Consider the following 24,095-nt stretch of genomic DNA (forward strand, 5'->3'; position numbering starts at 1 on the left):
CTGCATCTGAAACTTTTTAATTATTCTCAATCTGGCCGGTTTATTTTGAATCGGCCAGATTATTCAGCAACATTAAGCCGGATTATTCTGAGAAATAACAGTAGGCATAGGGTTCCTTGCAATTTATCTTGTTTTGTTGTAATAACAGGAGTTATTCACATTTGTCAATATTTTATTATTCTAACAATAATTAATTGTGTTTACAAAGTTTTTTTAGATTATACCACAGTCCCTATGACATAATTTGTCAGTTTACAATAATGAATTTAATTTAATACGTTTACCGCCCTGCTCAAATCTTCCATCCTAATATGAGCGTATACTTGTGTTGTCTGTACGGATGCATGACCGAGTAATTCCTTTACAGCATAGATATTCACATCAAGTTGCACGAGCTTACTGGCGAAGGTATGCCTGAGCATATGTACCGTTCCTTTCATGCCGATACGTTTCATCTCTCTGGTAAAGGCGTGATAAAAATCACTAAATGGTTCACCTGACTGATCACCTTCAAACACATACACTTGGCCTCGCTTTGCCTTGCGTTTCAGGGAAAGCAAATGCTTATATAGCGTATCATTAATCGGTACGGCTCTGAATTTATGGGACTTTGACAGTTCTACTACCACGATACGATTCTTAAAATCCACATGATCCCATTTAAGGCGCTGCAATTCACCGGATCGAATTCCTGTATGAAGCAGCACCTTAACGAAATCTCTCACAAATGACCTTGTTTTGGTTAAAATATCTTTCATTTGTTCATCCGTATAGAAACGAGGCGGTGTCCTAGCAGCTCTTTAACGAAATATATATTTACACTTCGCTGTACCAGTTTGCTTGCAAAAGTATGCCGGAGCATATGGAGCGTGCCCTTAATCCCGATCCGTTTAAGTTCTCTGCTGAAGGCATGAGAGAGGTCACTATACTGGGTTCCTGGCTCACTTCTCGAAAAGATATATATCTGCCCCTTCTTTGCCTTACTTTTGAGGCATAGCAGGTGCTTATGTAGCGTATCATTGATCGGTATTGCCCAGAATTTATGTGACTTTGATAGCTCAATCATTAGGGTACGGTTTTTAACGTCGATATTAGTCCACTGTAGTCGCTGGAGTTCTCCAGCTCTCAACCCTGTATGTATTAGCACGACAACAAAGTCCCTCACAAATTGTCTTACTTGAGTTAGGATAGTATGAAGCTGTTCATCCGAAAAAAAAGAAAACCCTGATTTTGATATTCTGAAGAGCGGTTTTGAAGCAAAATTAGATAAATATATATCCGTTGATGGATTGATTGTTTCAGTCGAATCAAAATGCAAAATAGCTATTAGTGATTTTCTATACTGGCAAATGGCTCACCCAACCAAAAATTTTACTATAACTATAAGATATCCAGAAACGATGACAATTCGGCATAAACCTTTTGTTCTTCACAATAAAATGTGCATTCCCCTTGAGGCACCCGGTTACTTAAGACTTACATATGATTCTTGGATGCTTCCGATGAGAGGTATGGCTTGGGAATTTGATAAAAGATCAATGAATGATTAGGCGAGTATAAAACATAACCATGGAAAGCTAATTTAGCATTGAATTCTTGATTGCTTCTGTTAACATCTATTCCATAAAATCTTATTAAAAGAAATGTAAGGTGAGAAAAAATGAATAATGGTGGTATCTCTGAGCCCTTCTCAGAACAAAGAGAGAATAACAACGGACCAAACAATAACGAGAGTAAATACAGACGGCTCTATGAAAGCATGATGGATGGATTCGCCCAGGTTGATATGCAGGGGAAAATTATAGAATTTAATGATGCCTTCGCAAAAATGCTAGGGTATAGTCCTAATGAGCTTTTACACTTAACCTATCTTGATTTTACCCCGGAGAAATGGCATATCTTTGAAACTCAGATAATAAAGGAACAAGTACTTGTCCGGGGATATTCAGATATTTATGAAAAAGAATACAGACGAAAAGATGGAACGATATTTCCTATTGAATTACGCACTATTTTGCTCGCTGATAACGATGGCAAACCTCGTGGAATGTGGGCAATAGTCCGAAATATTACCGAACGCAAAAGGTCTAATGACCTATTAAAAAAAAGTGAAGCCCGTTTCAAGACTATTGCAGAGGGTTCCCCCATTGGCATTTTCATGAACGAACCGGATGGAACAGCTAGTTATATCAATCCTGCCCTAGAAAAAATATTAGGAATTAACAAAGAACAAGCGCTTGGTAAAGGCTGGGCAGAAAACATCCACCCGGAAGACAAACAGTATGTAATCAACTCTTTCAACCAATTACTTGTTTCTTCAATAGAACAAGAAATAGAAGCCCGCTGGATTCGCAAACCAGACAACTCGGTACGAATTAATAAGATACATGCTATTTCAGTTCGTGATGGAGATCAAATATTAGGATATATTGGCACAGTGGAAGATATTACTGAACGAAAACTTAATGAAGAAAAACTTCATGAAAGCGAAATGAAATTCCGATTAATGTTCGATCAATCCCCGATAGCAGTTTCTACGGCAACACCTGATTTTCACTTCACAAGTGCAAACAAAGCGATTTGCCATTTCCTTGGATATACTGAAGATGAACTAAAAAAAATGACCATACAAGAAGTCACATATACTGAAGACATCGCATTTAATGACAGAAACCTAAATGACTTATTAAATGGTAATATTGATCATATTGTTATGGATAAGAGATACCTCCGAAAAGATGGAAAAATTGTCTGGGGCCATCTTTTGGTAGGAAAGATAACCGGGCCTGATGGAAAACTACTCTATCTCTCAACTGTCATTGAAGATATTACCGAACGTAAAAAGATTGAAACCAAATTAATTGATAACGAAAAAAAATACAGGGAACTCGTTGAAAATGCTAATAGTATAATTCTTCGCGTGGATTTGAATGGAAAAATTAATTTCATAAATAAATATGGGCTGAATTTTTTTGGGTACTCAAAGGAAGAGATTATTGGGCATCACGTAATAGGAACGATAGTCCCTATCCGGGATAGCACTAATCGTGATTTAAGCAAACTCGTTAGTGATATACTCACAAATCCTAAGGATTTCGAACAGAATATAAACGAGAACATCAAACGTAACGGAGAGCGTGTATGGGTAAATTGGACAAATAAGGTTATAACCAACAAGAAGAACCAAATTGTTGAAATCTTAACTATTGGCAGCGATATAACCGATTATAAAAGGTCAGAAGCAGCTCTAAATAAAGAACGTGATCTTATCAAAAGAATTGCAGATACCAGTCCTGTTGGGATTAATTTTGTTGACAAAGAAGGTAAAGTAACCTTTATTAATAATCAGGCTTCGAAAATAGTCGGCATTTCTCAAAAGGATAGCATAAAACTGCCGTATAATGCTCAAATCCTGAAACTATCAAAATTTGATGGCACCCCGCTTGCTGAAGGCGAAATGCCATTTGAGCAGGTTAAGAATAAACTTAGCCCGGTTGAAAATATACTGATGACTATTGAAACCCCGGAAGGAAAACAAAAGTTTCTTTCAATCAATGCGACGCCCGTATTCTCTGAAACAGGGGAATTCGATGGAATGGTTTCATCGCTTGAAGATATTACCGAGCGTAAAAAAGCAGAGGAAGAACTGCATAATTATCATATTAAGCTAGAAGAGCTGGTTAAAGAAAGGACCGCAAAACTTGAGCAGGCTAATAAGGAATTGGAAGCCTTCAGTTACTCCGTATCGCATGATCTGAGAGCCCCGCTGAGAGCAATAAATGGATATTCTGAGATTCTTTTAGAAGATTATGGAACTAGTCTTCCGGCTAATAGCACTAAATACTTAACATCGATTATTGATAACGTACACCGGATGAATCAATTAATCGATGATCTGCTTAACCTATCCAAATCAAGCAGGCAAGAAGTAGTTTGGAGTACCATAAATATGGAAGAACTGGTCAAAAAAGTATTTGAAGAACAGAAAACACTTTTGGAAGACAGAAATATAGAATTCTCAGTTATGGATTTACCTGTTACCCGAGGTGATAGCTCACTTATTAGGCAAGTATGGGAAAATCTTATTTCTAATGCAATAAAATATACAAAACATAAAAAAACAGCAATAATCGAAGTAGGTTCTTTTCTCCAAGATGACACTATCATTTATTATATTAAAGATAATGGTGCAGGCTTCGATATGACCTATAAGGATAAGTTATTTGGCGTCTTCCAAAGACTTCATACATCGGCAGAATATGAAGGAACAGGTGTGGGACTTGCAATTGTAAAAAAAATAATTCAAAAACATAGTGGAACAGTTTGGGCTGAATCGGTAGTTGGAAAAGGAGCTACCTTTTATTTCACAATCGGCTAACATTTCAAATACTCACTATCTTTATTAAGTAATTATCACTCGACTGATTTCGGTATGCACGCTGGATATAGCATTCAAAATATTTGGTAGTAATTGGGAATGAAGTGTGGTATAAATAGAACCGGTGAAAAATGGGTAATGCTTCCCATAATGATCGAGAACATTGTACAACTATATAGAAAATAATATTAATCAAGTCAGAAATCTCATACCCCAAAGGTCCTTGGTTCAAATCCAATTCCAGCAACCAAAGAAAGCCGAAGCCCTGACTGATATTGGTTTTTTTCTTGTAGTTTATGCGGATCTTGTCAAAGCAATTATTCCGCCAGTATTCCTTGAATAATCAAGAAATACTGGATAATAGAGTATTTTTAGGTTAGAATTTGTAATTGTTACAAACATTATTAAAGTGGTTTTGTAGAGTGACTTTAAGGCATTATATAAGTACGCTTAGAAAGGAAAAACACAACATGGAAAAAGGCACTGTAAAATGGTTCAACGAAACCAAGGGATTTGGCTTTATTACTCCTGCAAATGGCGGCGAAGATCTATTCGTTCATCATTCAGCGATTAATGGTTCAGGCTTCAAAAAACTTGCTGAAAATGAAGCTGTAACATTTGAAGTTGGACAAGGTCAAAAAGGACCTTGTGCAGTAAATGTAACTTCTGCATAATAAGCATCGTTAAATAAATCCACGAAAAGGCTCCGTTAATTCGGAGCCTTTTTTTGTTGTACAATTATTGGGCTGCTGGTACAGAAATGATTAAAAAAAAAATGCGATCTCATATTCTAGAGCTGTTTCGGGCAGCTTCTGTGCCCCATTCTTCTATCGGGCTCAAGCATACCGATTTTTTTGGTGGACGACATCACGAGAATATCTCTTCTCTATCCAAAATGATTGGTAAGGCAGGATAACCCAGCCAATCTTTCTAACATTTATAGTTGAAATCCCGTGAATTTTGTTTATAATTTATTCTTATTAATTAATTTATACTCAAAAACAATTTGTTTTTCGAATATTTATAGCCTTTACACTGCGAAAACCCTGGGTAAAAGATTGATTGGTTAAGGTATAGCGAAAGAATCAATATGATATTAACGGATGGAAGAGGTTTAAAATGAAATATAAAGTATTTGTTGATGGGCAAGAAGGAACGACAGGATTAAAAATAAACGAGCGGTTATCAAACCGAACAGACTTAGAAATCCTGAAAATTGATCCGGAGAAAAGAAAAGATACGGAAACCCGCCGTACATTGTTGAACGAAGCCGACATTGCCTTCCTTTGCCTTCCGGATGTTGCGTCAAGAGAAGCGGTCACACTTGTCAGCAATACAAGAACTAAAATACTGGATGCCAGCACTGCGTTCAGGACCGATCCGACCTGGGCATACGGGTTGCCGGAATTAAGCAAAGCTCAGAGGGAATTAATTAGGACTTCATCTCGAATCGCTGTTCCCGGATGCTTTGCTACTGGATTTAATATGGCGCTTTATCCTCTTACACACAATGATATAGTCCCAAGAGACTATCCGGTAACATGTCACTCAATCTCTGGCTATAGCGGAGGTGGCAAAAGATTAATTGAGCAATACGAAAATCCGAAAGATAACGAAAAGCTTACAAGCCCCCGATTTTATGCGTTAGGTCTAAAGCATAAGCACTTACCGGAGATGCAGAAAATAACTGGACTTGCATATTCCCCATTATTTACCCCTGTCGTTGCCAACTATTGTCAGGGAATGATTGTCGCAATCCCGTTAGTGCAACGATTTTTAAACAAGAAAATGACAGCCAAAGAAATACACGAATTTATTTCTGGCTACTATGCTGCCGAACATTTTGTCGAAGTCATGCCTTTTACACCGGAATATCCGGCTGATAATGGATATTTTAATGCCATGGAATGTAATAGTACAAATAAAATAGAACTTTTTGTTTTCGGGGAGGATGAACAGATTCTGCTTCTCGCTCGTCTTGATAATCTAGGTAAGGGCGCTTCCGGTGCCGCTATACAGAACATGAATATCTTGCTTGGATTAGACGAGGGCCTGGGCATAGAGTAACCTTGAAGTCCAGGCTTAAGAGCCAATAGAGACAGGGTTTTAGCCTGTCTCCATTAGGCATCATCCATACGGTTCCTGCTCACTATGACCTTAGTTTCAGACCAAGCCAAATATCTTAACATTCACATTGTTTTATATGAGCCACTTATTCTTGCATCTCGACGCCATCAAATGCTAACTGAAGAAAATGCAGTATCTCCCCCGTTTCATCACCTTCTTCGTCTATTCCATCAGATTCCCAAAGTTCAATTCTGGAGAATTCAGGTATCTTTAAAACTCCTTCTAATATTTTTCTGTTTACTTCCCCCTCATAAATATCTACACCTAGATAATATGGATATTTCATTTCGTCTTTATAGTTTTTCCCATATTTGTCTTTCATATCATCTTCTGTAAGTTCTATTCTTTGTAATTCCTCCTCTACTCCCAATCCTTTTAATATAACATTTATTTCTTGTGCTCTTTTATTCTTCTCAGTCATAAAACGCCTCCTCAATAATATAATGTTCGCATTATACTCTCGAAAATGAATTATGAATATCTTCCTTGTTTGTTTTCACAGCAGGATTCTTGTATATCTCAACGATCATCACGTTAATGTGGGTTTAAAGACTATTTATAGATAAAAGAAAACATAGTAATCCGCTTCTTTTTATTTATAGCGCTATTGCTTTAATAGAAGCTATTCAGTTAATTTATATTATTACTCGAATCGTAGAGCCGGTTTTTCAGATTTGAGGTGAGTTGCACGATACGTATATCATGAGTTTTTAAAGTTATTTACAACCTGAGAAAGTGTCATTGCCATTGAATCAAGATCCTGTGCCTGATCTTTAAGTTGCTCAATAGAAGCCGTCATTTCTTCGGTCGAAGCAGATACTTCCTCGGTAATCGCGGAATTAGATTCTGATACCTTAGCAAGATTACCTATACTATCATAAATACGCTGATACTTTTCCTTTATCTCCTCGGTCGATGATTGGTTTGTTTGGGCAACGATATGAACGTTAATTATCAGCTCAACAACATTTTGTGATAATTGAGATAATGCCTTTATTTTTTTAGATGTTTGATCAATTATTCCAGCAATAACATCAACAGAAGCTACTACCTCTGAACTCGAAGCCGACATTTCATCTGCAGCTGCAGAGATGTTTTGAATCTGGTTAACCGTATTATTAACAGCCTTAATAATATTTGTTAATGCATCTTTTGCTTGCATTGCCAGGATCACACCAGTTTGAACCTCTTTAGTTCCGGCTTTCATGGATTCAACCGTGTCGTTTGTCTCGTTTTGGATCTGCTTTATTAAATTTGCAATTTCCTTTGTTGCGTTTCCTGATCGTTCTGCAAGCTTACGGACTTCGTTGGCAACAACAGCAAACCCTCTTCCGTGCTCACCGGCACGGGCAGCTTCAATCGCAGCGTTAAGCGCAAGCAGGTTAGTCTGTTCGGCAATATCATCGATTACTTCAATAATTTCTCCGATATGCAAAGAGTTTTTTCCAAGTTCTTCGATTTTTTGAGCAGTAGCCAGAACCGTATCTTTTATTCTGATCATACCATCTACGGTATTCGCAACAATTGCTTCGCCTTGTTTACCGATTTCCGACGTTTCAATAGAGGTTTGCGAAGCATTATTCGCTTCAATGGTTACCTGATCAATTGCGTGCGCCATATGATTAATTATCATTTTTACATGGTCTACTTCCAAAGTTTCTTTCTTTGCTGCCTCGAATAGATCACTAATTCCGGCATCACTTTCAAGTACGTCTTCTGCAGTTTTCGACATACTAAGTACTTGTTCTTCGGAACCAGCCGCAACTCTATCGATAATATCTTTGATTTCATTAATTTCTAAGGTTATTTCCTTTATGTTTTCAACCTGTTGACTAGACCCCTCAGCCACAGAATTAATTGCCGAGGCTATTTGACCTACGATTCCTGTGCTTTCTTTTGATGATCGAGCAAGTATACTGACACTTTCAAGTACGCTGGTTGTTGCCTTTTCAACACCATTAACGATACTATCAAGTGCTCGCATCATAAACATAGCTGATTCGGCGATCTCACCAATTTCGTCGTCATTCTTTATTTCCAGGGTTGCTATATCACTCCTGTTTCTCAAAGCCAGCGCCAAACTAGGCAGCGATTTTGTAATCGAAGTGACAATATAATATATAATTCCTAAAATTATTATTAGGCTTATAAATGTGAATACTAGAAATGTTTGTTGTATGCTGGATATTTTGTCTATAAAAGGTTTTTCTAGTGTACCGACAGACAATATCCCAATAGTATTGTTATTAATGTCGTAGATTGGATCATACGCAGTAATATACCAGTCTTCTACTACAAATGCTCGGGACCTGATTTTTTCTCCGCCGATAAAGACCTTATCATAAACTTTTTTTGATACCCTTGTTCCTACTGCCCGTGCGCCACCGTCTTGCTTAACATTCGTGGCGATTCGAAGATCTTCCATACATATGGTAGAGTTGCCCAGGTCCACGGAGTTTCCTTTTTTGTCAGTATATTTTTGATTAAGTACATTCTCTTTAGTTCTGTCGACAATTGAAAAATTTCTATTCATTAATTTGCCAGCGAGAATTATTTTATCATTAACTGGGTAAGCGACAACTTGGACCATACCTCGGTCATCAAACTTATTGCTTTTTTCTGTTTCATCAGGGGTTTTAATAAAGTCAAAATATGCTTGTTTAGCTAGGGCACTATGCTCTATTCGTAATTCGCTAGCATCCATAAGTATTTCACCGGATACCTTTTTTCCCGTTTTGATTACTTTTTGGATAGCCATATTTTTAGATAAACTATTGCCGGTTGATATATTAGGAGCTGAGGCGGGCCCGCTATTTCTGTATATTACCTTTCCTTCCCAATTTGTTATAACAAGAATATCGACATTGGAATTCTTTTTCAGCATATCAACAATATTTTCATCAAAAGGATCAGTCTTAATGATATAAAGTATGTTTTTAATCTGAATATCCATATCCTGCCGATTATTATATAACACTTCCCATGCGACATTTATATCGGAATTTATTTTTTCCTGTCCCAAGAGCATGGTTTCTTTTTTTACTTTCGCAGTTACAACAAAATAAGAAACTGTCATACCTAGAAGATATACAATAAATATTGGGACAATAATTCTGTTGATAATTCTTTTCTTGCTTTTGTCTTTTTTCATTGCTTACCTCTGCGTAATTACTCTCAATGAGGTTTACGCCGTACATATTTCCATCATTTCAATTATAACAATAATTTTATTGATTTCATATCAACGTCCTATTTTAGGTTTTTGTTTTTTGATGGGGAAAATAAAAAAGCAATCGGAGAAGCGCACTTGTAGGTATTGCTTCTGGTGATTACAAGATATTTCTGGCAACAACGATTAAGCTATTATCTTTATTCGGAATATCTGCCACGCTGACGACCCAGACAAGACTGAGAATCCTTGTCGTCTTCTTCTCGCTGGATACTGTCACTCTTGCAATTCGGGCATGAATACGGGTCATGAAACCCTGAATCTTCAGACCACTTGCTGTTACACTTCGAACAAACAAAATCTCTCATTCCATTCATAAAAAACTCCCTGATTTTTTTTCTCAGTAAGATGATCTCACATTAAAAAAATAAATACGGGGATATTCTAACACGCGACTTCGCTTCTAGTCATCGGGGGAAATAGTCATTTGGTATTTGGCACGTTTATGTGTATTATTTGACATCCGACAGGTGATTATTAGAGATAATACCCGTATCAACGGGTTAGTATGAGTTTTATTTTATGGCAGAAATCTTATAATCCGGAAGTTGATAATTAACATAAAGAAATTCTTTGTAAAATCAGAGAAATTCATGAATACGTTTATAAAAAAAGCAAATTTGATATAACTGGGTATGTTAACGTTCTTCGCAATTATGCACTGATCCACTTAACCGAAAAACAATCTGTTATTAATGTAAAATCAGCAGACTTGGAACTTAAAATATTACGGTCACCCCTCGACCGCTAAGTGCTTGAATAGCTCCTCTATCGTTTATCGGGTTCCCGACAAGGTTGACATAGAGCAAGTCCGGTAAGGATAACAACGGATTGATGTCCGTGACCTGGTTAAAAGATATATCCAGTTCTCTCAGGGAAACCAACTCACTGACAAAAGAAATATCTTCTATTTGGTTCTCTGAAAGGTAGAGTAATTCCAAGCTAACCAGATTCTGTAAGATATCGACATCTTCTAACTTATTATGCGTCAGATTAAGGCTGACGAGATGAATACAGACATCAATCCCTGTCAGATCGAACAGATTAAGATACTGCAATTGTAGCTCGCCTTCAAGGCTGCGCAGGTCCCCTATATCCCAGCCATCCTCAAATATTTTATTGAATTCCCGGTCGATAATATCAAAAAAAGTAACACAGGAGCCATATTCTTCCGCAAAGATATCTCCATCATCATAGGGGTCGCTGGCAGCATTTTCTCGTGTTTCATAATCAGCATAGTCCTCATCAAAGCCATATTCTTCAGAGTAGTCAACATCAATTGAACTTGTTTTGTGATCTTCCAGATACATTCGATGATATTGTTGCAACAAGTCTGCTTTCTTATTCTGGTAAGCGTTGTCGATCTCGTTATGGATGCATACCAGCTTGTCCGGATGATACAGGTTAATAAGCTGGGCAAAAGTTTTGTTTGCTGATTCCTTGTCCAGCGAAAGCGCTGCTTTTTCTGCATATGCTCGCAATTGAACATAATTTTTACTCTTATAAACGGATATGACGTGTTTGATCACCTCATTGAGCTTAGTGGGGGTAACCTCGTTTTTAAGCTTTTTATATAATATCTGAATCGCTTCCATATAACATCTTCCATCAGGGCATAATAGATTAATTTATCACCTTTCATTGTAAACATATGGCTATCATAGGTAAAGCACTTATTAGTCTGATAGCAAAAGGATTTTAGATACAAGACAGGTACCCGCACAGGGTTTTGTAATTGTCATATATATACAACACGGCACCCCCTAATCTTGCCCGTTTGGTCTTGAGGAAAACAACTATGGTATAATTATGACTTCTATCAAGCAAGTTTCTTTTAAGATTATATTACTAATAAATAGGGAGTTTATTATGAAAAGCGGAAAAAATAGATTACTTGGCGCGCACATGTCGGTAAGCGGCGGCTGTGACAAAAGTATCGATCGAGGAGTTTCCATTGGATGTACGGCAATTCAGATTTTTACCGGATTTAATAACCGGTGGCAATCAAAAGCTATATCAAGCGATATCCTCTCCGCTTTTGATCAGAAAAGATCTAAGGTAGATATAGTTTTTGCACATAACAATTACCTGGTTAACTTAGCATCTCCTGATCCGGTCATTGCTTCGAAATCCTTTGCATCTATGCTTGATGAAGTGGCGAGAGCCGGACAATTGTCATTACCCTATTTAATCATTCATCCTGGGGCACACATGGGCGCGGGAGAGAAACGCGGCGTACACCTTGTTGCCCAACGCCTTAATGAACTTATCGATCAAACAAACGATTCTGATGTCCGAATATTGCTGGAAACTACCTCCGGACAAGGAACGGTTCTTGGTTCTACGTTTGAACATTTAGCTGAAATAATAGCGAACATCAAGGATCAAAAGAGGATCGGTATTTGTTTTGATACTTGTCATGTCTTTACTTCCGGTTACGATATCCGTACGCCGGAAGCCTATGAAAAGACTTTCAGCGAGTTTGACCGGATTGCCGGATTAGATTATCTAAAAGTTTTTCATTTGAATGATTCAAAACATGATATCGGAACAAAAAAGGACCGGCATGAACACATTGGAGACGGCTATCTGGGCTTAAGTTCCTTCGAATTATTGCTGAATGACTATCGATTCTTTAGTGTGCCGATGGTGCTTGAAACACCAAAGTCCGATTTTAATCTCCTAGAAGAAGACAAGAAAAATCTGGCGGTGTTACGAGCTCTCATCAAATAACAGAGCACTTTTTTGTTGCACCGTTTTATACAGCTGGCTTTGTATGGTCATAATAACCTTGCCCGCAAAATTCACGAAGTTCAGATTCTGTACGCCCTGGCCTATTGATAACCGATGCGCCACGTATTACTTTTCTTTCGCCGCTGTCCAGACAAAAAAATTTATTATTACTCTGGAAAATATTGTTGTTAAAAATAGAGACGTAGCAAGCTACGTCTCTCATTTAACCAGGTTATTTCGTTAAAAAGTTATTCTGTTTTAAAACAGGCCATGTTCTCAATCAGCGTATTGGATACCTGCACCAGACCAACCGATGATTCTTTCAGTGCATGAATAATAGCTGAGATTTCTTCGGCAGATGCAGTAACTTCTTCCGTAACTGAAGCATTTGCTTCTGATACATTTAGGATTGTGCCCATATATTTCGAAAAGTCGTAGACTTTATCCTTCATATTATGTGTTATGTCCGCATTTTCTTTTGCGACACTGTCAACAGCCGAGATATTTGCTACTAAGCCCGCGGAAGCCTCTTCGACCAGCTCAACCGAGGAATTCGTAAAGGCAGTTAGTTCTGCAAGCTTTTTTACATTATCTACAACTTCATTGGAAGAGGCAGCCATCTCTTCAGTGGCAGCAGAAATGTTCTCAATCTGGTTAACCGTATCTTTAACAGCATCAATAATGTTAGTGAGTGCCAGCTTTGCCTGATTTACCAGCGTAGACCCGTTGTGCACCTCCGCAGTCCCTTCATTCATAAAGGTAACCGCCGTGGAGGTAGCTTCCTGAATATTTTTGATAAGATTAGCGATCTCTTTGGTCGCTTTACTTGATTTCTCTGCAAGCTTCCTAACCTCATCAGCAACTACCGCAAACCCTCGTCCATGATCACCGGCACGGGCGGCCTCAATTGCAGCGTTAAGCGCAAGAAGATTAGTCTGCTCTGAGATATCATCAATAACATTTATAATCTCACCAATCTTAGTAGAGTTTTTGCCCAGCTCATTTATCTTGTCGGCAGTAGCCATTACTTTTTCTTTAATTTTATCCATGCCGTTGACTGTTTCACCAATAATCTGCTCACCATTGAGAGCAATATCTTTAGTCTGTTTAGAATTTTCAGCAGCCTTCCCGGCGTCAGATGCTGCCTGGTCAACTGCGCTGGACATCTGGGAAACGATGTTCTTTACCAGTTCCACACTTGCTATCTGCTTGCTTGATATCCCTGTTATCTCTGACATCGCTATATTTGTCTGTTTCGCTACATCCATAGACTGTGCCGAATCTATTGTTTGTTTCTCAGCACCAATGGTAATAGAATTTATCATGGTTTTCAGCTTATCGGCATCCACTGTTGCCTGGCGTACCACATTTGTCTGTTCGGATGTACCTTTTGAGACATTCTCCATGGCCTTGTTAATCTGGGTAATGCCCTCTGCGGTATCGGATGCAGCAGCCACGAGTCCTTTTGAGAAATCCTGCACTTTATTAGCGTGTATTTTGATCCCTTTGACCATTTCCTGGATAGTGTCGATGAATCGGTTGAAATAGGTAGCCATATCTCCAAATTCGTCCTTGGAATTAATTTCTATTCTCTTTGTAAGATCCCCATCTCCATTAGCTATTTCCTTTAACATCTTGGTTATCTGTTTGAGTGGCAACAAACTTTTGCTTAGCATAAAATAAATAAATATTAAACCAATAACAACAACCAGTAACAATATTCCAATATTTGTTTTTATAAATTGGTTTGTTGCTTTACCCGTTACATCGTTAGTGATCGTCAGGCATAAGTACCAGTCCCATTCTGGAAGGTAGCTAAAAACCATGGATTTATTTACGCCGTTAAAGGTATATTCAGTATACCCATTTTTATTCTTGAGCATGTATTTTGTCCAGGCGTGTTCATTCCCGTCAAAACCAACCTCAAGCGTTGGATGGTCTATCATTAGGCCATCGGAGCCCATTACATATATAAATCCGCGTTCTTTAAATTTATAGCCGTGCAAATTATCTGCTAAAAATTTTTCCTTTGCTTCAATACTATTATCGTGACTTACCGCTTTAAGAGCTGCCATTTTATGGTTGAGCTCATTCGTTAACATATCAACCCATAAACTTTTAGTTATTTTTTCCATATTGATGATACCGCTTATACTTAGCAGCAATGTTGAAGAAACCAGTAAGACCAATATTGCAGCATACATTTTTCGCTCCATAGAATCAAAGAAACCTTTCCTATGCACTTCATCAGTTACATTGCTGTTCATCTTATTCCTCCTACAAATAATATTTGCCATCTATTTTGCTTAAACAATAAGTGACAATATAAATATATTATCATAACTATGAAACTTTTCAAAATTCTACTATTATCTTGTAACGTTATATTCCATAAATGAAAGAGGCTAAAGCTAGAACTTCTGCTGATTATTTATTTTCTTATGTAACTGCAAATATTTTAACAGGCTCATATTTTGAAAAACATAATATTTATGATACACTAGTATTGTTATTCATATTAACAGCTTATTAATAGCGTAAAAAATTGCTAAAAAATAATAAAAATTTTAACTATTGAAAAAGAAGGAGTGCATAAATTAATATGAATATCCTGGAAATATACAAAAGATTAAGTATTGGCAAAAAATTTGTTGTTTTGTTTACACCAATTGTCCTGCTACTGGTAATTTTGGGAGGATCGATTTATCACTCTATTAATAAGGTCAATAAAGCAGTAACCATAGTAACCGAAGATGAGCTCATAGGCTATATGCATGCCCAGGACATTCAGTACATAGTCGTAAGAGTACAGCAATGGTATAACAACCTTTGCGCTTCCTCTTCAAACGTAGGAATTAAAAGAATTGATAACGCCGTCGGCGAATTTAAAAAAGTCATGTCCGATTACAAGAATCTAAATCTGGATAACCCTGAGAGAGTTAAGGAGCTCGAAAATGTCGAAGCAGAATTTGCGAGCTTTTTAACAAAAGGTGATGCACTCGTTAAGTTATATCGCGAAAATGGCGCCGAGCTAGGTGAAGCTTCGATGGACGATTTTATTAAAATATCTGACGACTTGCGTAAGAACCTGGCTGAAAAGTTAAAAAAGGATGAGCAAGCCGAACTGAATATATCCGTCCAATCTCTTCATAAAACTTTTTCCACAGTTAAAGAATTTTCTGTTATTGCAGTCTTGATAGGTATGGCACTTGTTATTTTGATCTATATACTCATAAATAATTCTGTAATAAAACGAATCAATGCGACTACAGAGTCAGTTGCTGAGATAATCCGGCAGATATTGGAAGGTGACGGAGACCTTCATCGCAAAATACCCATGAATAAACGTAACTGTTCTTCGATGGTTAACTGCAATAATCCCAAGTGTCCTGAATACGGAAAAGAAGCTAGTTGCTGGGATTCAGTGGGTTCAAGTGCACTTGAGATTCATTGTCCCTCAATCCTATCAGGAAAATATAAATCCTGTCTCGAATGCGCGGTAACCAAGGAAGCAATATATAACGAAATCGACTTTTTGAATTACTGGATAAATACACTTATAGGCAAATTTGGTTATTTGATCAGAAATATTAAATTAAGCTCAAATAAAGTAACAAATGCTGCTAAGCTGATGTCAGCTACAACCGTTGATACAGATGCCGGAATACAACTGATAACGAAAGCCATTGCAACGGTAGCAGAAGAAGCCGGTTCTCAACAAAAAAGTATTAATGAAATACGTGATAGCCTGAAAGCTATTATTGAGACAATCAATATAATCTCAGATGGAGCTGATAAACAGGTTAATTTTCTGGATCAAACAGCAACGACAGTCAAGCATACAAATATTTCAATGAATAAGCTGGCAGAAGCTTCCCATAAAGAAATCTCTGAGGTGGAAAATACCAAGTCAATCATCAATGAGATGGCAAACGCCATTAACCAGGTAACTGCTGATGCGAACAATGTAGCGCAAGGTTCTATGCAAACGGCTGAAACGGCAAAAGAAGGCGAAGCTATTGTAGTTAAAACAGTTAATGGAATGGAAAAGATCAAAGAGACTGTTCTAAGTGCAGCACAAAAAATCGAAGAGCTCGGGAAGAACTCGTCGCTAATTGGAGAAATTATTGAAGTAATCGATGACATCGCCGAACAGACTAATTTGCTTGCGCTTAACGCTGCAATTGAGGCCGCCCGTGCCGGTGATCATGGACGAGGGTTTGCGGTAGTTGCTGACGAAGTTAGAAAACTGGCGGAACGGTCTGGTAAGGCAACAAAAGAAATTGCTCTATTGGTTAAACAAATACAGTCAGGTACAAACGTTGCCGTTGAATCTATGAAGGTTGGTACCAAGGAAGTTCAAAAGGGGGCGGAATTAGCACAGGGCGCAAAAAAAGCTCTGAACAATGTAATAACTGCAGTGCAAAATACTGTGACCCAAATCCAAAACATATCTGCTGCTGCTGAAGAGATGTCTGCATCAAGCGCTCAGGTTGTCGAAACTGTTAATGGCATTACCGGTATAGTTAAGAGCAATTCCGTAGCTGTTGAACAGGTGACAAAAAACTCTTCCGAGGTAGTGGGTGCAGTTGGCAATATTCAGGAAATATCACAAAATAACCAGCGCACATCGAGGAACATTAAAGAAAAATTCGAGAAGATCAATGATAAAGTTGACAAAATCGCTGAAATTGCACAGGACAATTCATCTACAGCAGAAGAAGTTTCTGCTTCAGCGGAAGAAATTACAGTTTCTATTGAGCAGGTAACAGCTAGCACGATAGAAATGGTAAAAATAGCAGACAATCTCTCGAAGCTCGTAGATAGATTTAAAGCATAATAATCATAAATCTCCAGTATATCCTCCTGTATCCTTTGGATGCAGGAGGATTGTTTTTTTGTTAGTTTGCCCATCAATCTGCCTTTGTGTTATCCGGTACTTTTCACTCCATAGCTGAAACCGTAACCCTGTCATACTTCAATTACAATTCAACTCCCATCGAAAATTATAACTTTTTAGATTTGACAGCTCTTTGCTATTTTGCTATATTACCAAATAGCAAGGTGGTGTTGATATGAATGAATTGAAAAAAGCCAAATATGATGCACGGGCCAAGATTGTCAAAGCTATGGCGCATCCGAGCAGATTGCTCATTATTGATGAGCTTACCAGAGGTACAAAGTGTGTATACGAATTTACAGAGTTAATTGGTGCGGATACTTCTACAATCTCAAAACACCTCTCTGTTCTTAAAAGTGCAGGTTTGGTTAGAGATGAGAAAAAAGGGCTTCAGGTCTATTACAAGCTGGTTATACCTTGCATTAATGAGTTCTTCATGTGTATTGACTCTGTTTTAGTTGCGAATGCTGATGCACAAGGGAAAATAGCTCGTTGCTGCATGTAAAATTCTGATTATTTATTATACCGGAGGATATTAATATGTGGAAAAGCTTTGTTGATTGGCTCGTATACGGAGCTATGGGATTATCTCCTCAGTCGCATTTATCAGCATCGTTGCATTTTTTTATTTACGATACTGTAAAAATATTTTTCTTGCTTTCTGTGATTATTTTTATTGTTGCCATAATAAGAAGCTTTTTTCCACCTGAGCGTACAAAAAGGATACTTAGCCATGTACCGCTGGCAGTTGGAAATGTCCTGGCGGCGCTGTTAGGCATAGTGACTCCCTTCTGCTCCTGTTCAGCTGTGCCATTATTTATCGGGTTTATTGAAGCCGGCATACCGCTTGGGGTTACCTTTTCCTTTCTTGTTTCCTCTCCTATGGTCAATGAAGTCGCACTTATCCTGCTCTGGGGTCTCTTTGGCTGGAAAGTTGCCATGCTGTATATCGTCAGCGGACTCATCATTGCAATTATCAGCGGGATTATCATCGGCAAGCTTAAACTTGAGCGGTACGTAGAAGATTACGTATATCAGATATCAGTTGGAAATCAGGAAATACCGGACCAGAAATGGGCGGAACGTATGGCTTACGCGAAAGGATATGTCTACGAGATACTGCAAAAAGTCTGGATATACGTGGTTGCCGGGATAGCAATCGGAGCAGCAATGCATGGGTATGCTCCGTCTAACTTCCTAGTAGAAGTCGCTGGAAAAAATAACCCGATTGCAGTGCCTATTGTAGTTCTCCTGGGGGTACCGCTATATTCAAATGCCGCAGGAATTATTCCTATAATTAAGGTCATGATGGATAAAGGAATGGCTATGGGTACTGCCTTGGCTTTTATGATGGCAATTACTGCGCTGTCTCTCCCGGAAGGTATTATCCTTCGTAAAGTCCTTAAACCAAAACTGCTGGCTACTTTTTTCAGCTTAGTTGCCATCGGAATAATTATTACCGGGTATCTGTTTAATTGGTTATTGTCATAATAAATCAGAAAGTAAGGAGAAAAAACATGAAAAAAATAGAAATTTTGGGTATGGGATGTGCAAAATGCAGCAAACTTGCGGAAGTAACAGAAGCAGCAGCAAAAGCACTGGGAGAAGAATACATCATGGAGAAGGTAACCGACATTAAAAAAATCATGGAATATGGAGTAATGGTTACACCTGCACTGGTGGTCAACGGCAAAGTAAGAGTGGCAGGCAAAGTGCCGGGAATCGATGAATTGAAGGAACTACTAATCTAAGAGAAGAAAGGCAGGAAAAATCATGGGTAAATGCTGTGGTAGAGAAGTAAAATTATTATATGCATGTTCTGGCGCTGCTGATGTTGGCGAGATAAGCGACAGGGTTGTTCGCAAGCTTAGAACTCAAGGATTCGGAGCTATGACGTGCCTTGCAGCAGTTGGTGCAGGGTTTTCTGGCTTTGTTGCCTCTGCAAAAGGAGCGGATAAGAATATAACTATTGACGGGTGCTCTGTCGCTTGTGCAAAAAAAACTCTTGAGAATCTCGGAGTTACGCCAACGGCATATGTATTAACTGAAATGGGATTAACTAAAGGGCAGACTCCTGTTACAGAAGAAGTAATAAACGAAGTAACGAATGCTATTTTAAAGGGACCTTGTTGCTCTACAACCGCCGGTGTTCCAACAAGCTGTGCCTGTGGAAGTAGCTGCTGATGAAAAAAACCGTTATTATTATCATTGGATTGGCTTTAATTGTATCAGGAGCATATGCATCCGGCAACTTTTCAAAAAAAACTATAAAGGACAAAGAGCCTACGGCAAATCAAAAGATTGCCAGGGAAAACCCAAATAGCGCAGTTACCTTTATTGAGTTAGGTTCTGTGAATTGTGTTCCCTGCCGGATGATGCAGCCTGTTATGGACGAAGTTGAGAATAAGTATAAAGGACAAGTCAAAGTAGTGTTTCACGACGTATGGACACCCGAAGGACGTCCATTTGGGGAACAATACGGGATTAGAGCAATACCAACACAGGTATTCCTAGATAAAGAAGGAAAAGAGTATTACCGGCATGTCGGTTTTTTCCCTGTTGATGAACTTGAGGCTGTGTTAAAGTTAAAAGGTGTAAAATAGCATGATACTTGGCCTATTCACATATTTGACACATGCTCTTTACTCTAGCGCGCATGTCGCGCTGGGTGCTGCTCTTATCTGGGGAATACTCAGTGTTATTCTTAGTCCGTGCCATTTATCCAGTATTCCTCTGATTATCGGCTTTGTGAATGATCAGGGGCAAACATCAACGAAAAAAGCATTTATTTTCTCTACACTTTTTTCTGCAGGAATATGGATGTCTATAGTGATAATCGGATTAATTACTGCGACTATGGGTAGAATGCTTGGAGATATCGGTCAGTGGGCTAATTATTTGGTGGCTGGTATTTTTTTTCTTGTTGGTTTATATCTCTTGGATGTTCTGAAATTTCCATTTATTCCCCAGCTTGGACAGCCATCATTCCAGAAAAAAGGGTTATTTGCAGCCTTGATTCTCGGATTGGTATTCGGGATTGCACTTGGACCCTGCACGTTTGCTTATATGATACCTGTTCTTGGGATCGCTCTGAGCAAAGCTTCCGTAAGCTTATGGTTTTCCATTATGCTGGTTAGTGCATATGCTATTGGGCATTGCGCAGTTATTGTCGTAGCCGGTACCTCCTTTGAATTGGTACAGCGATACCTTAACTGGAATGAAAAATCAAATGGGACATTAATGCTAAGACGAATCTGCGGCACCCTGATTATTTTTGGCGGTATATATTTACTGTTTAAATAACTTGCCGGAAAGCTTTATATAGATTAAATTGAGATACTAAAAGAAGAAGGTATAGATATATCAGGCAAGAAAACAAATAGTGCCTTTAAGCCTTGATGAGCTTGAAGCCTTAAGAATCGATGATGGGCAACATCGCAATTTACATTGCGAAAAGCAAACAAGTTAGAGGAGAACAAGAATGAAAATCGCATTACCAACAAATAACAGCAAAATAGATGACCATTTTGGACATTGTGAATATTTCACGGTTTTCACAGTGAACGATAACAAGGAGATCATCGCGGAAGATATAATAAAATCACCGGCAGGTTGCGGGTGCAAGTCAAATATTGCACAGACTTTATCCCAGGCGGGGGTAACAGTAATGCTGGCAGGTAATATGGGAAACGGCGCTGTTAGCGTATTAAAAAGCCAGGGAATTGAAGTGTATAGAGGCTGTGCAGGTTATGTAAAAACCACAGTTAATAACTGGCTTGATGGAAACATAGTTGATTCCGGTGATTCGTGTCAGCAGCATGAGCACGAATGCCACTCCCATTAGAAAAGGAGAACCTATGCCGCACAAATTTGATCCCAAGAATATAGGCCGGTTAGATAATCCTGAACGGATGAAAATACTTCCTCCCAAAGAAATTTTATTGGATCTGGGATTGAAGTCTGATAATATTATGCTTGATATCGGCGCGGGAATTGGTTATTTCACCTTTCCAGCAACCGAGATAGTTGGAAATTCTGGTAAAGTGGTTGCGGTTGATACCTCAAAAGAGATGCTTAAGGAGCTACAATCCAGAGTATCCCAATCTTGTGCCAGCAACATTGAAATTGTCTTATCACAGGAATATGATTTTCCGGTGAATCGGAGTTATTTTGATTTTGCCTTAATGAGTACTGTTTTGCATGAAATAGAAGATAAACCACGGTTCTTAAAAGCCGCAGGCTCTGTCCTGAAAAAAAATGGTACTCTGGCTGTTATCGAGTGGATAAAAAGACCGATGGAAAGAGGCCCTTCGGTGACTGATAGGATTGAAGTCTCTGAGGTAGAAAAACTTTTAGTTCTTTCAGGTTTCTCAGAGGTTAAGAGCTGGAACTATAATGAATATTTTTATTTAGTGGTCGGTCAGAAAAGCTAATTGTAACCCTATTGGTCAGGCAGGAGCCATCAATAAAGACGATGTGGCTTTTGTTCTTGAAATGGGATTATGCCTGGGGCACGAGGTGCTATTTCACCAACACCTCAAAAAACCATTCACCGTGTTTATTGTTAAAGACCGGGTAGATGGCCACGATCCGAAACAGTTCCTGTCACAACTCAGATAGGACTGTCTTTTTCTACCTCATAAGGCCAATCTTTGATGCCACCAAGGTTATAAATGTTTTTATAGCCCATCTCCAGTAACTCATTTGCAGCGAGAACACTTCTTCTTCCACTTCTGCAATAGATAATAATTATTGCATTCTTGTTCTTTAAATTCTTTTTTGCACCAGTGTTAATTTGATCAAGGGGTATAAGCATGCTTCCGGGAATATGGATTTCTTCATATTCCTGGTTAGTCCGTACATCCAGGAGGATTGCTTTTTTATTGCTGGATAAGAGCTTTTTTGCTGCCAGCGGTGAGATGTCTTTATAGTTTAATTTTTGTTGAACTTTTTTTGTTGTCACATTATCTGAAGTAATTTCTCCTTTTTGCATGGAATATCCATTACTTATCAGCACTGTAGAGAATAGCACCGCCGTCATGAATATAAGTGTTCTTTTCATATAAATCTCCTCAGCTATTAATAGTTTTTACTTGTAAGGTTTTATTAAAATATACAAGCTGCTATTTTCATAATATTACCAGCGATACTACAATTGTCCCAAGAATTACCCATACGGGGTCTTTCTTAAAGTAAAGCAGTATAACCGAAGCTACCGCAAATATGCTCCAGGTTTGCCAGTTAATCAGCGACGTTATTCCAAAATTGATGATGGTTGCCAATATAAGTCCCAGAAATCCAGCGAGAAAACCTTTAATGATAACTTTCGTTAATTTGAGATTCTTAATTTTACTATGGAATGATCCTAATGCGAGTATAGCAAGTAAGGACGGGATAAAGATAGCTGCCGTTGAGACTATCGCTCCAAATATGCCCAAAACCTTATAGCCAATAAAAGCCGCAGTGATTAGTACTGGTCCGGGAGTAATCTGTCCCATGGCAATTCCATCCCTGAATTGCAATAAATCGACCCAGTGATGAGCATCGACAATCTCATGCTGCATTAAAGGAATAGAAGTAAACCCTCCGCCAAATGCCAGCATACCGATTTTAAAGAATTCACCGAACAAAACTCTGGCAGGAGAAAGGACTACTACACCGATAAACAGCAAGAAAATAAAGATAGGAAGAATGGTATCCATTATCCCATACCTCGCAGTCGCAGTCTCTTCTGATCTGATTTCCACTGATTCATCCTTCGTGCTTTTACCGGTTTTTTCAAATTCACCCGTGAAGTAATAGAAGCCAAGCCCAAAAAGACCTGAAAGCATTATTAAAAAGATAATATTAATATGAAGGAAAAAGATACCGGAAAAAGAAAGTAAAGAAATAATAATTCCTTTATAATCATTCCACGATAACTTTGGAAAGACGGCTTTTCCTAGATTCACGAGCGCGTTAAGCAGCAGTGCGATTACCAGTGCACCGAGTCCTGCAAAAAGTGATTTAACAAAGAGTAGCTGTCCATAACGAAAATAGGCCCAGGTTAGTGCGGTAATAAGTATAAATGCCGGCATAGCGAAGAAGAGCGGCATTATAATAGCACCCAGATACTTTCGGAACTTGTATCCGATATACCCCATCAGAGTAACCCCGATTGCTCCAGGTAAAAGCTGCGCAAGGCTAAGCCCTTCCATAAACTGCTTTTCCGATATCCATTTCTTCTCTCGAACTAAGACCGTTTTCATATGAGCAAGTATTGCAGGACCGCCATATCCTGTAGCCCCAATATATAAACTGGTCTTGATCATATCTCTGAGACTTGGCATATTAACGCTTTCTTATTTCTTCAATACTAATGCGCCCATCGGACAAAAGCGAGCACATTTTCCACAATCAATACATTTCTCTTCATCAACTTCCGGAGCTTTAAAACCAATCTGTGTCAGCGCACCAACAGGGCATACCCGGATAGATGGACATGGGTGATTCTGCGGGCATTTTGCATTGTTAACTATAATAGACATTTTTATAACCTCCTCTTTTTTAATGCTTAACTACAAAATGATATTAAAAGGATAACATTTCTGCTTCTGCATTGCAATATGCGAATATAGCGTTTTAGTCGGAAGAAAAGAATCTGAATCTTTATTAAAGGGCGGCTCGGTTGTTAATCTATGCGGCACATCAGATTATGCACATTTTAGCATAAAAATCTTTTCATAGTC

25 protein-coding genes are annotated in these 24,095 nt (G+C 38.4%); 16 read left to right on the forward strand and 9 right to left on the reverse strand.

The window, feature by feature from the left end; translation table 11 throughout:
* Window positions 1–266 precede the first annotated feature (266 nt).
* Both DKM50_09410 and DKM50_09415 read right to left on the reverse strand, forming a co-directional pair.
* Window positions 267–758, reverse strand: a complete 492-nt coding sequence (locus tag DKM50_09410; protein PZM78986.1) for a hypothetical protein — start codon at window positions 756–758, stop codon at window positions 267–269.
* Complete coding sequence (locus DKM50_09415) at window positions 755–1,351, reverse strand: hypothetical protein (GenBank protein ID PZM78987.1); 597 nt, start codon at window positions 1,349–1,351, stop codon at window positions 755–757. The genes DKM50_09410 and DKM50_09415 overlap by 4 nt, the downstream gene beginning before the upstream one ends.
* A 309-nt stretch (window positions 1,352–1,660) precedes the next feature.
* On the opposite strand from DKM50_09415, the gene DKM50_09420 reads away from it, so the two are divergent.
* The 5 genes from DKM50_09420 to argC all read left to right on the forward strand — a co-directional run bounded on the left by DKM50_09420 (window position 1,661) and on the right by argC (window position 6,445).
* Window positions 1,661–4,378: a hypothetical protein gene (locus DKM50_09420; GenBank protein PZM78988.1), complete on the forward strand. Its 2,718-nt coding sequence runs from the start codon at window positions 1,661–1,663 to the stop codon at window positions 4,376–4,378.
* Between the two features lie 163 nt (window positions 4,379–4,541).
* Window positions 4,542–4,721, forward strand: a complete 180-nt coding sequence (locus DKM50_09425) for a hypothetical protein (GenBank protein PZM78989.1) — start codon at window positions 4,542–4,544, stop codon at window positions 4,719–4,721.
* A 127-nt stretch (window positions 4,722–4,848) separates the two neighbouring features.
* Window positions 4,849–5,052, forward strand: a complete 204-nt coding sequence (locus DKM50_09430; protein PZM78990.1) for a cold-shock protein — start codon at window positions 4,849–4,851, stop codon at window positions 5,050–5,052.
* A 53-nt stretch (window positions 5,053–5,105) separates the two neighbouring features.
* Window positions 5,106–5,294, forward strand: a complete 189-nt coding sequence (locus DKM50_09435) for a hypothetical protein (GenBank protein PZM78991.1) — start codon at window positions 5,106–5,108, stop codon at window positions 5,292–5,294.
* Between the two features lie 203 nt (window positions 5,295–5,497).
* Window positions 5,498–6,445: an N-acetyl-gamma-glutamyl-phosphate reductase gene (gene argC, locus DKM50_09440; protein PZM78992.1), complete on the forward strand. Its 948-nt coding sequence runs from the start codon at window positions 5,498–5,500 to the stop codon at window positions 6,443–6,445.
* Between the two features lie 145 nt (window positions 6,446–6,590).
* Here the strand turns inward: argC and DKM50_09445 are convergent, their stop codons facing one another.
* From DKM50_09445 to DKM50_09455, 3 genes are all read right to left on the reverse strand, one after another.
* Complete coding sequence (locus DKM50_09445) at window positions 6,591–6,926, reverse strand: hypothetical protein (protein ID PZM78993.1); 336 nt, start codon at window positions 6,924–6,926, stop codon at window positions 6,591–6,593.
* Between the two features lie 279 nt (window positions 6,927–7,205).
* Complete coding sequence (locus DKM50_09450) at window positions 7,206–9,656, reverse strand: hypothetical protein (protein ID PZM78994.1); 2,451 nt, start codon at window positions 9,654–9,656, stop codon at window positions 7,206–7,208.
* Between the two features lie 797 nt (window positions 9,657–10,453).
* Window positions 10,454–11,329: a hypothetical protein gene (locus DKM50_09455; GenBank protein ID PZM78995.1), complete on the reverse strand. Its 876-nt coding sequence runs from the start codon at window positions 11,327–11,329 to the stop codon at window positions 10,454–10,456.
* A 274-nt stretch (window positions 11,330–11,603) separates the two neighbouring features.
* Here DKM50_09455 and DKM50_09460 point away from each other — a divergent pair, with 274 nt between their 5' ends.
* The gene (locus DKM50_09460) at window positions 11,604–12,467 is read left to right on the forward strand and encodes a deoxyribonuclease IV (GenBank protein ID PZM78996.1); all 864 of its coding nucleotides are present in this window, start codon (window positions 11,604–11,606) and stop codon (window positions 12,465–12,467) included.
* 248 nt (window positions 12,468–12,715) lie between these two features.
* Here DKM50_09460 and DKM50_09465 read toward each other — a convergent pair whose 3' ends face one another.
* Window positions 12,716–14,764, reverse strand: coding sequence for a hypothetical protein (locus DKM50_09465; protein PZM78997.1), 2,049 nt, complete (start codon window positions 14,762–14,764; stop codon window positions 12,716–12,718).
* 305 nt (window positions 14,765–15,069) lie between these two features.
* Here DKM50_09465 and DKM50_09470 point away from each other — a divergent pair, with 305 nt between their 5' ends.
* The 10 genes from DKM50_09470 to DKM50_09515 all read left to right on the forward strand — a co-directional run bounded on the left by DKM50_09470 (window position 15,070) and on the right by DKM50_09515 (window position 21,987).
* Window positions 15,070–17,307, forward strand: a complete 2,238-nt coding sequence (locus DKM50_09470) for a hypothetical protein (protein PZM78998.1) — start codon at window positions 15,070–15,072, stop codon at window positions 17,305–17,307.
* Between the two features lie 235 nt (window positions 17,308–17,542).
* Window positions 17,543–17,872: an ArsR family transcriptional regulator gene (locus DKM50_09475; protein PZM78999.1), complete on the forward strand. Its 330-nt coding sequence runs from the start codon at window positions 17,543–17,545 to the stop codon at window positions 17,870–17,872.
* Window positions 17,873–17,907: 35 nt separating this feature from the next.
* Window positions 17,908–18,858 carry a permease gene (locus tag DKM50_09480; protein ID PZM79000.1) on the forward strand — a complete coding sequence of 317 codons (951 nt, stop codon included), beginning with the start codon at window positions 17,908–17,910 and terminating at the stop codon, window positions 18,856–18,858.
* Window positions 18,859–18,884: 26 nt separating this feature from the next.
* Window positions 18,885–19,118: a thioredoxin family protein gene (locus tag DKM50_09485; protein ID PZM79001.1), complete on the forward strand. Its 234-nt coding sequence runs from the start codon at window positions 18,885–18,887 to the stop codon at window positions 19,116–19,118.
* Window positions 19,119–19,140: 22 nt separating this feature from the next.
* The gene (locus DKM50_09490; protein PZM79002.1) at window positions 19,141–19,551 is read left to right on the forward strand and encodes a hypothetical protein; all 411 of its coding nucleotides are present in this window, start codon (window positions 19,141–19,143) and stop codon (window positions 19,549–19,551) included.
* Window positions 19,551–19,970 (forward strand): thioredoxin, encoded by a 420-nt coding sequence (locus DKM50_09495; protein PZM79003.1) that lies wholly within the window; start codon window positions 19,551–19,553, stop codon window positions 19,968–19,970. Before DKM50_09490 ends, DKM50_09495 begins: the two co-directional genes overlap by 1 nt.
* A 1-nt stretch (window position 19,971) precedes the next feature.
* Window positions 19,972–20,670, forward strand: coding sequence for a cytochrome C biogenesis protein (locus tag DKM50_09500; protein ID PZM79004.1), 699 nt, complete (start codon window positions 19,972–19,974; stop codon window positions 20,668–20,670).
* A 178-nt stretch (window positions 20,671–20,848) separates the two neighbouring features.
* Window positions 20,849–21,211, forward strand: a complete 363-nt coding sequence (locus DKM50_09505; protein ID PZM79005.1) for a dinitrogenase iron-molybdenum cofactor biosynthesis protein — start codon at window positions 20,849–20,851, stop codon at window positions 21,209–21,211.
* A complete protein-coding gene (locus DKM50_09510; protein PZM79006.1) occupies window positions 21,186–21,800 on the forward strand; it encodes a methyltransferase in 615 nt (204 codons plus the stop codon). The genes DKM50_09505 and DKM50_09510 overlap by 26 nt, the downstream gene beginning before the upstream one ends.
* A 10-nt stretch (window positions 21,801–21,810) precedes the next feature.
* A complete protein-coding gene (locus DKM50_09515) occupies window positions 21,811–21,987 on the forward strand; it encodes a hypothetical protein (protein PZM79007.1) in 177 nt (58 codons plus the stop codon).
* Here DKM50_09515 and DKM50_09520 read toward each other — a convergent pair.
* The 3 genes from DKM50_09520 to DKM50_09530 form a co-directional block, all read right to left on the reverse strand.
* On the reverse strand, window positions 21,980–22,360 hold the full coding sequence (locus tag DKM50_09520; GenBank protein PZM79024.1) for a rhodanese-like domain-containing protein: 381 nt from the start codon (window positions 22,358–22,360) through the stop codon (window positions 21,980–21,982). The genes DKM50_09515 and DKM50_09520 overlap by 8 nt on opposite strands.
* 136 nt (window positions 22,361–22,496) lie before the next feature.
* Window positions 22,497–23,696, reverse strand: a complete 1,200-nt coding sequence (locus DKM50_09525; protein ID PZM79008.1) for a chromate transporter — start codon at window positions 23,694–23,696, stop codon at window positions 22,497–22,499.
* Between the two features lie 12 nt (window positions 23,697–23,708).
* Window positions 23,709–23,894: a 4Fe-4S ferredoxin gene (locus DKM50_09530; GenBank protein PZM79009.1), complete on the reverse strand. Its 186-nt coding sequence runs from the start codon at window positions 23,892–23,894 to the stop codon at window positions 23,709–23,711.
* Window positions 23,895–24,095: the final 201 nt, after the last annotated feature.

The sequence above is a fragment of the Candidatus Margulisiibacteriota bacterium genome (assembly GCA_003242895.1).
Taxonomy (GTDB): domain Bacteria; phylum Margulisbacteria; class Riflemargulisbacteria; order GWF2-39-127; family GWF2-39-127; genus GWF2-39-127.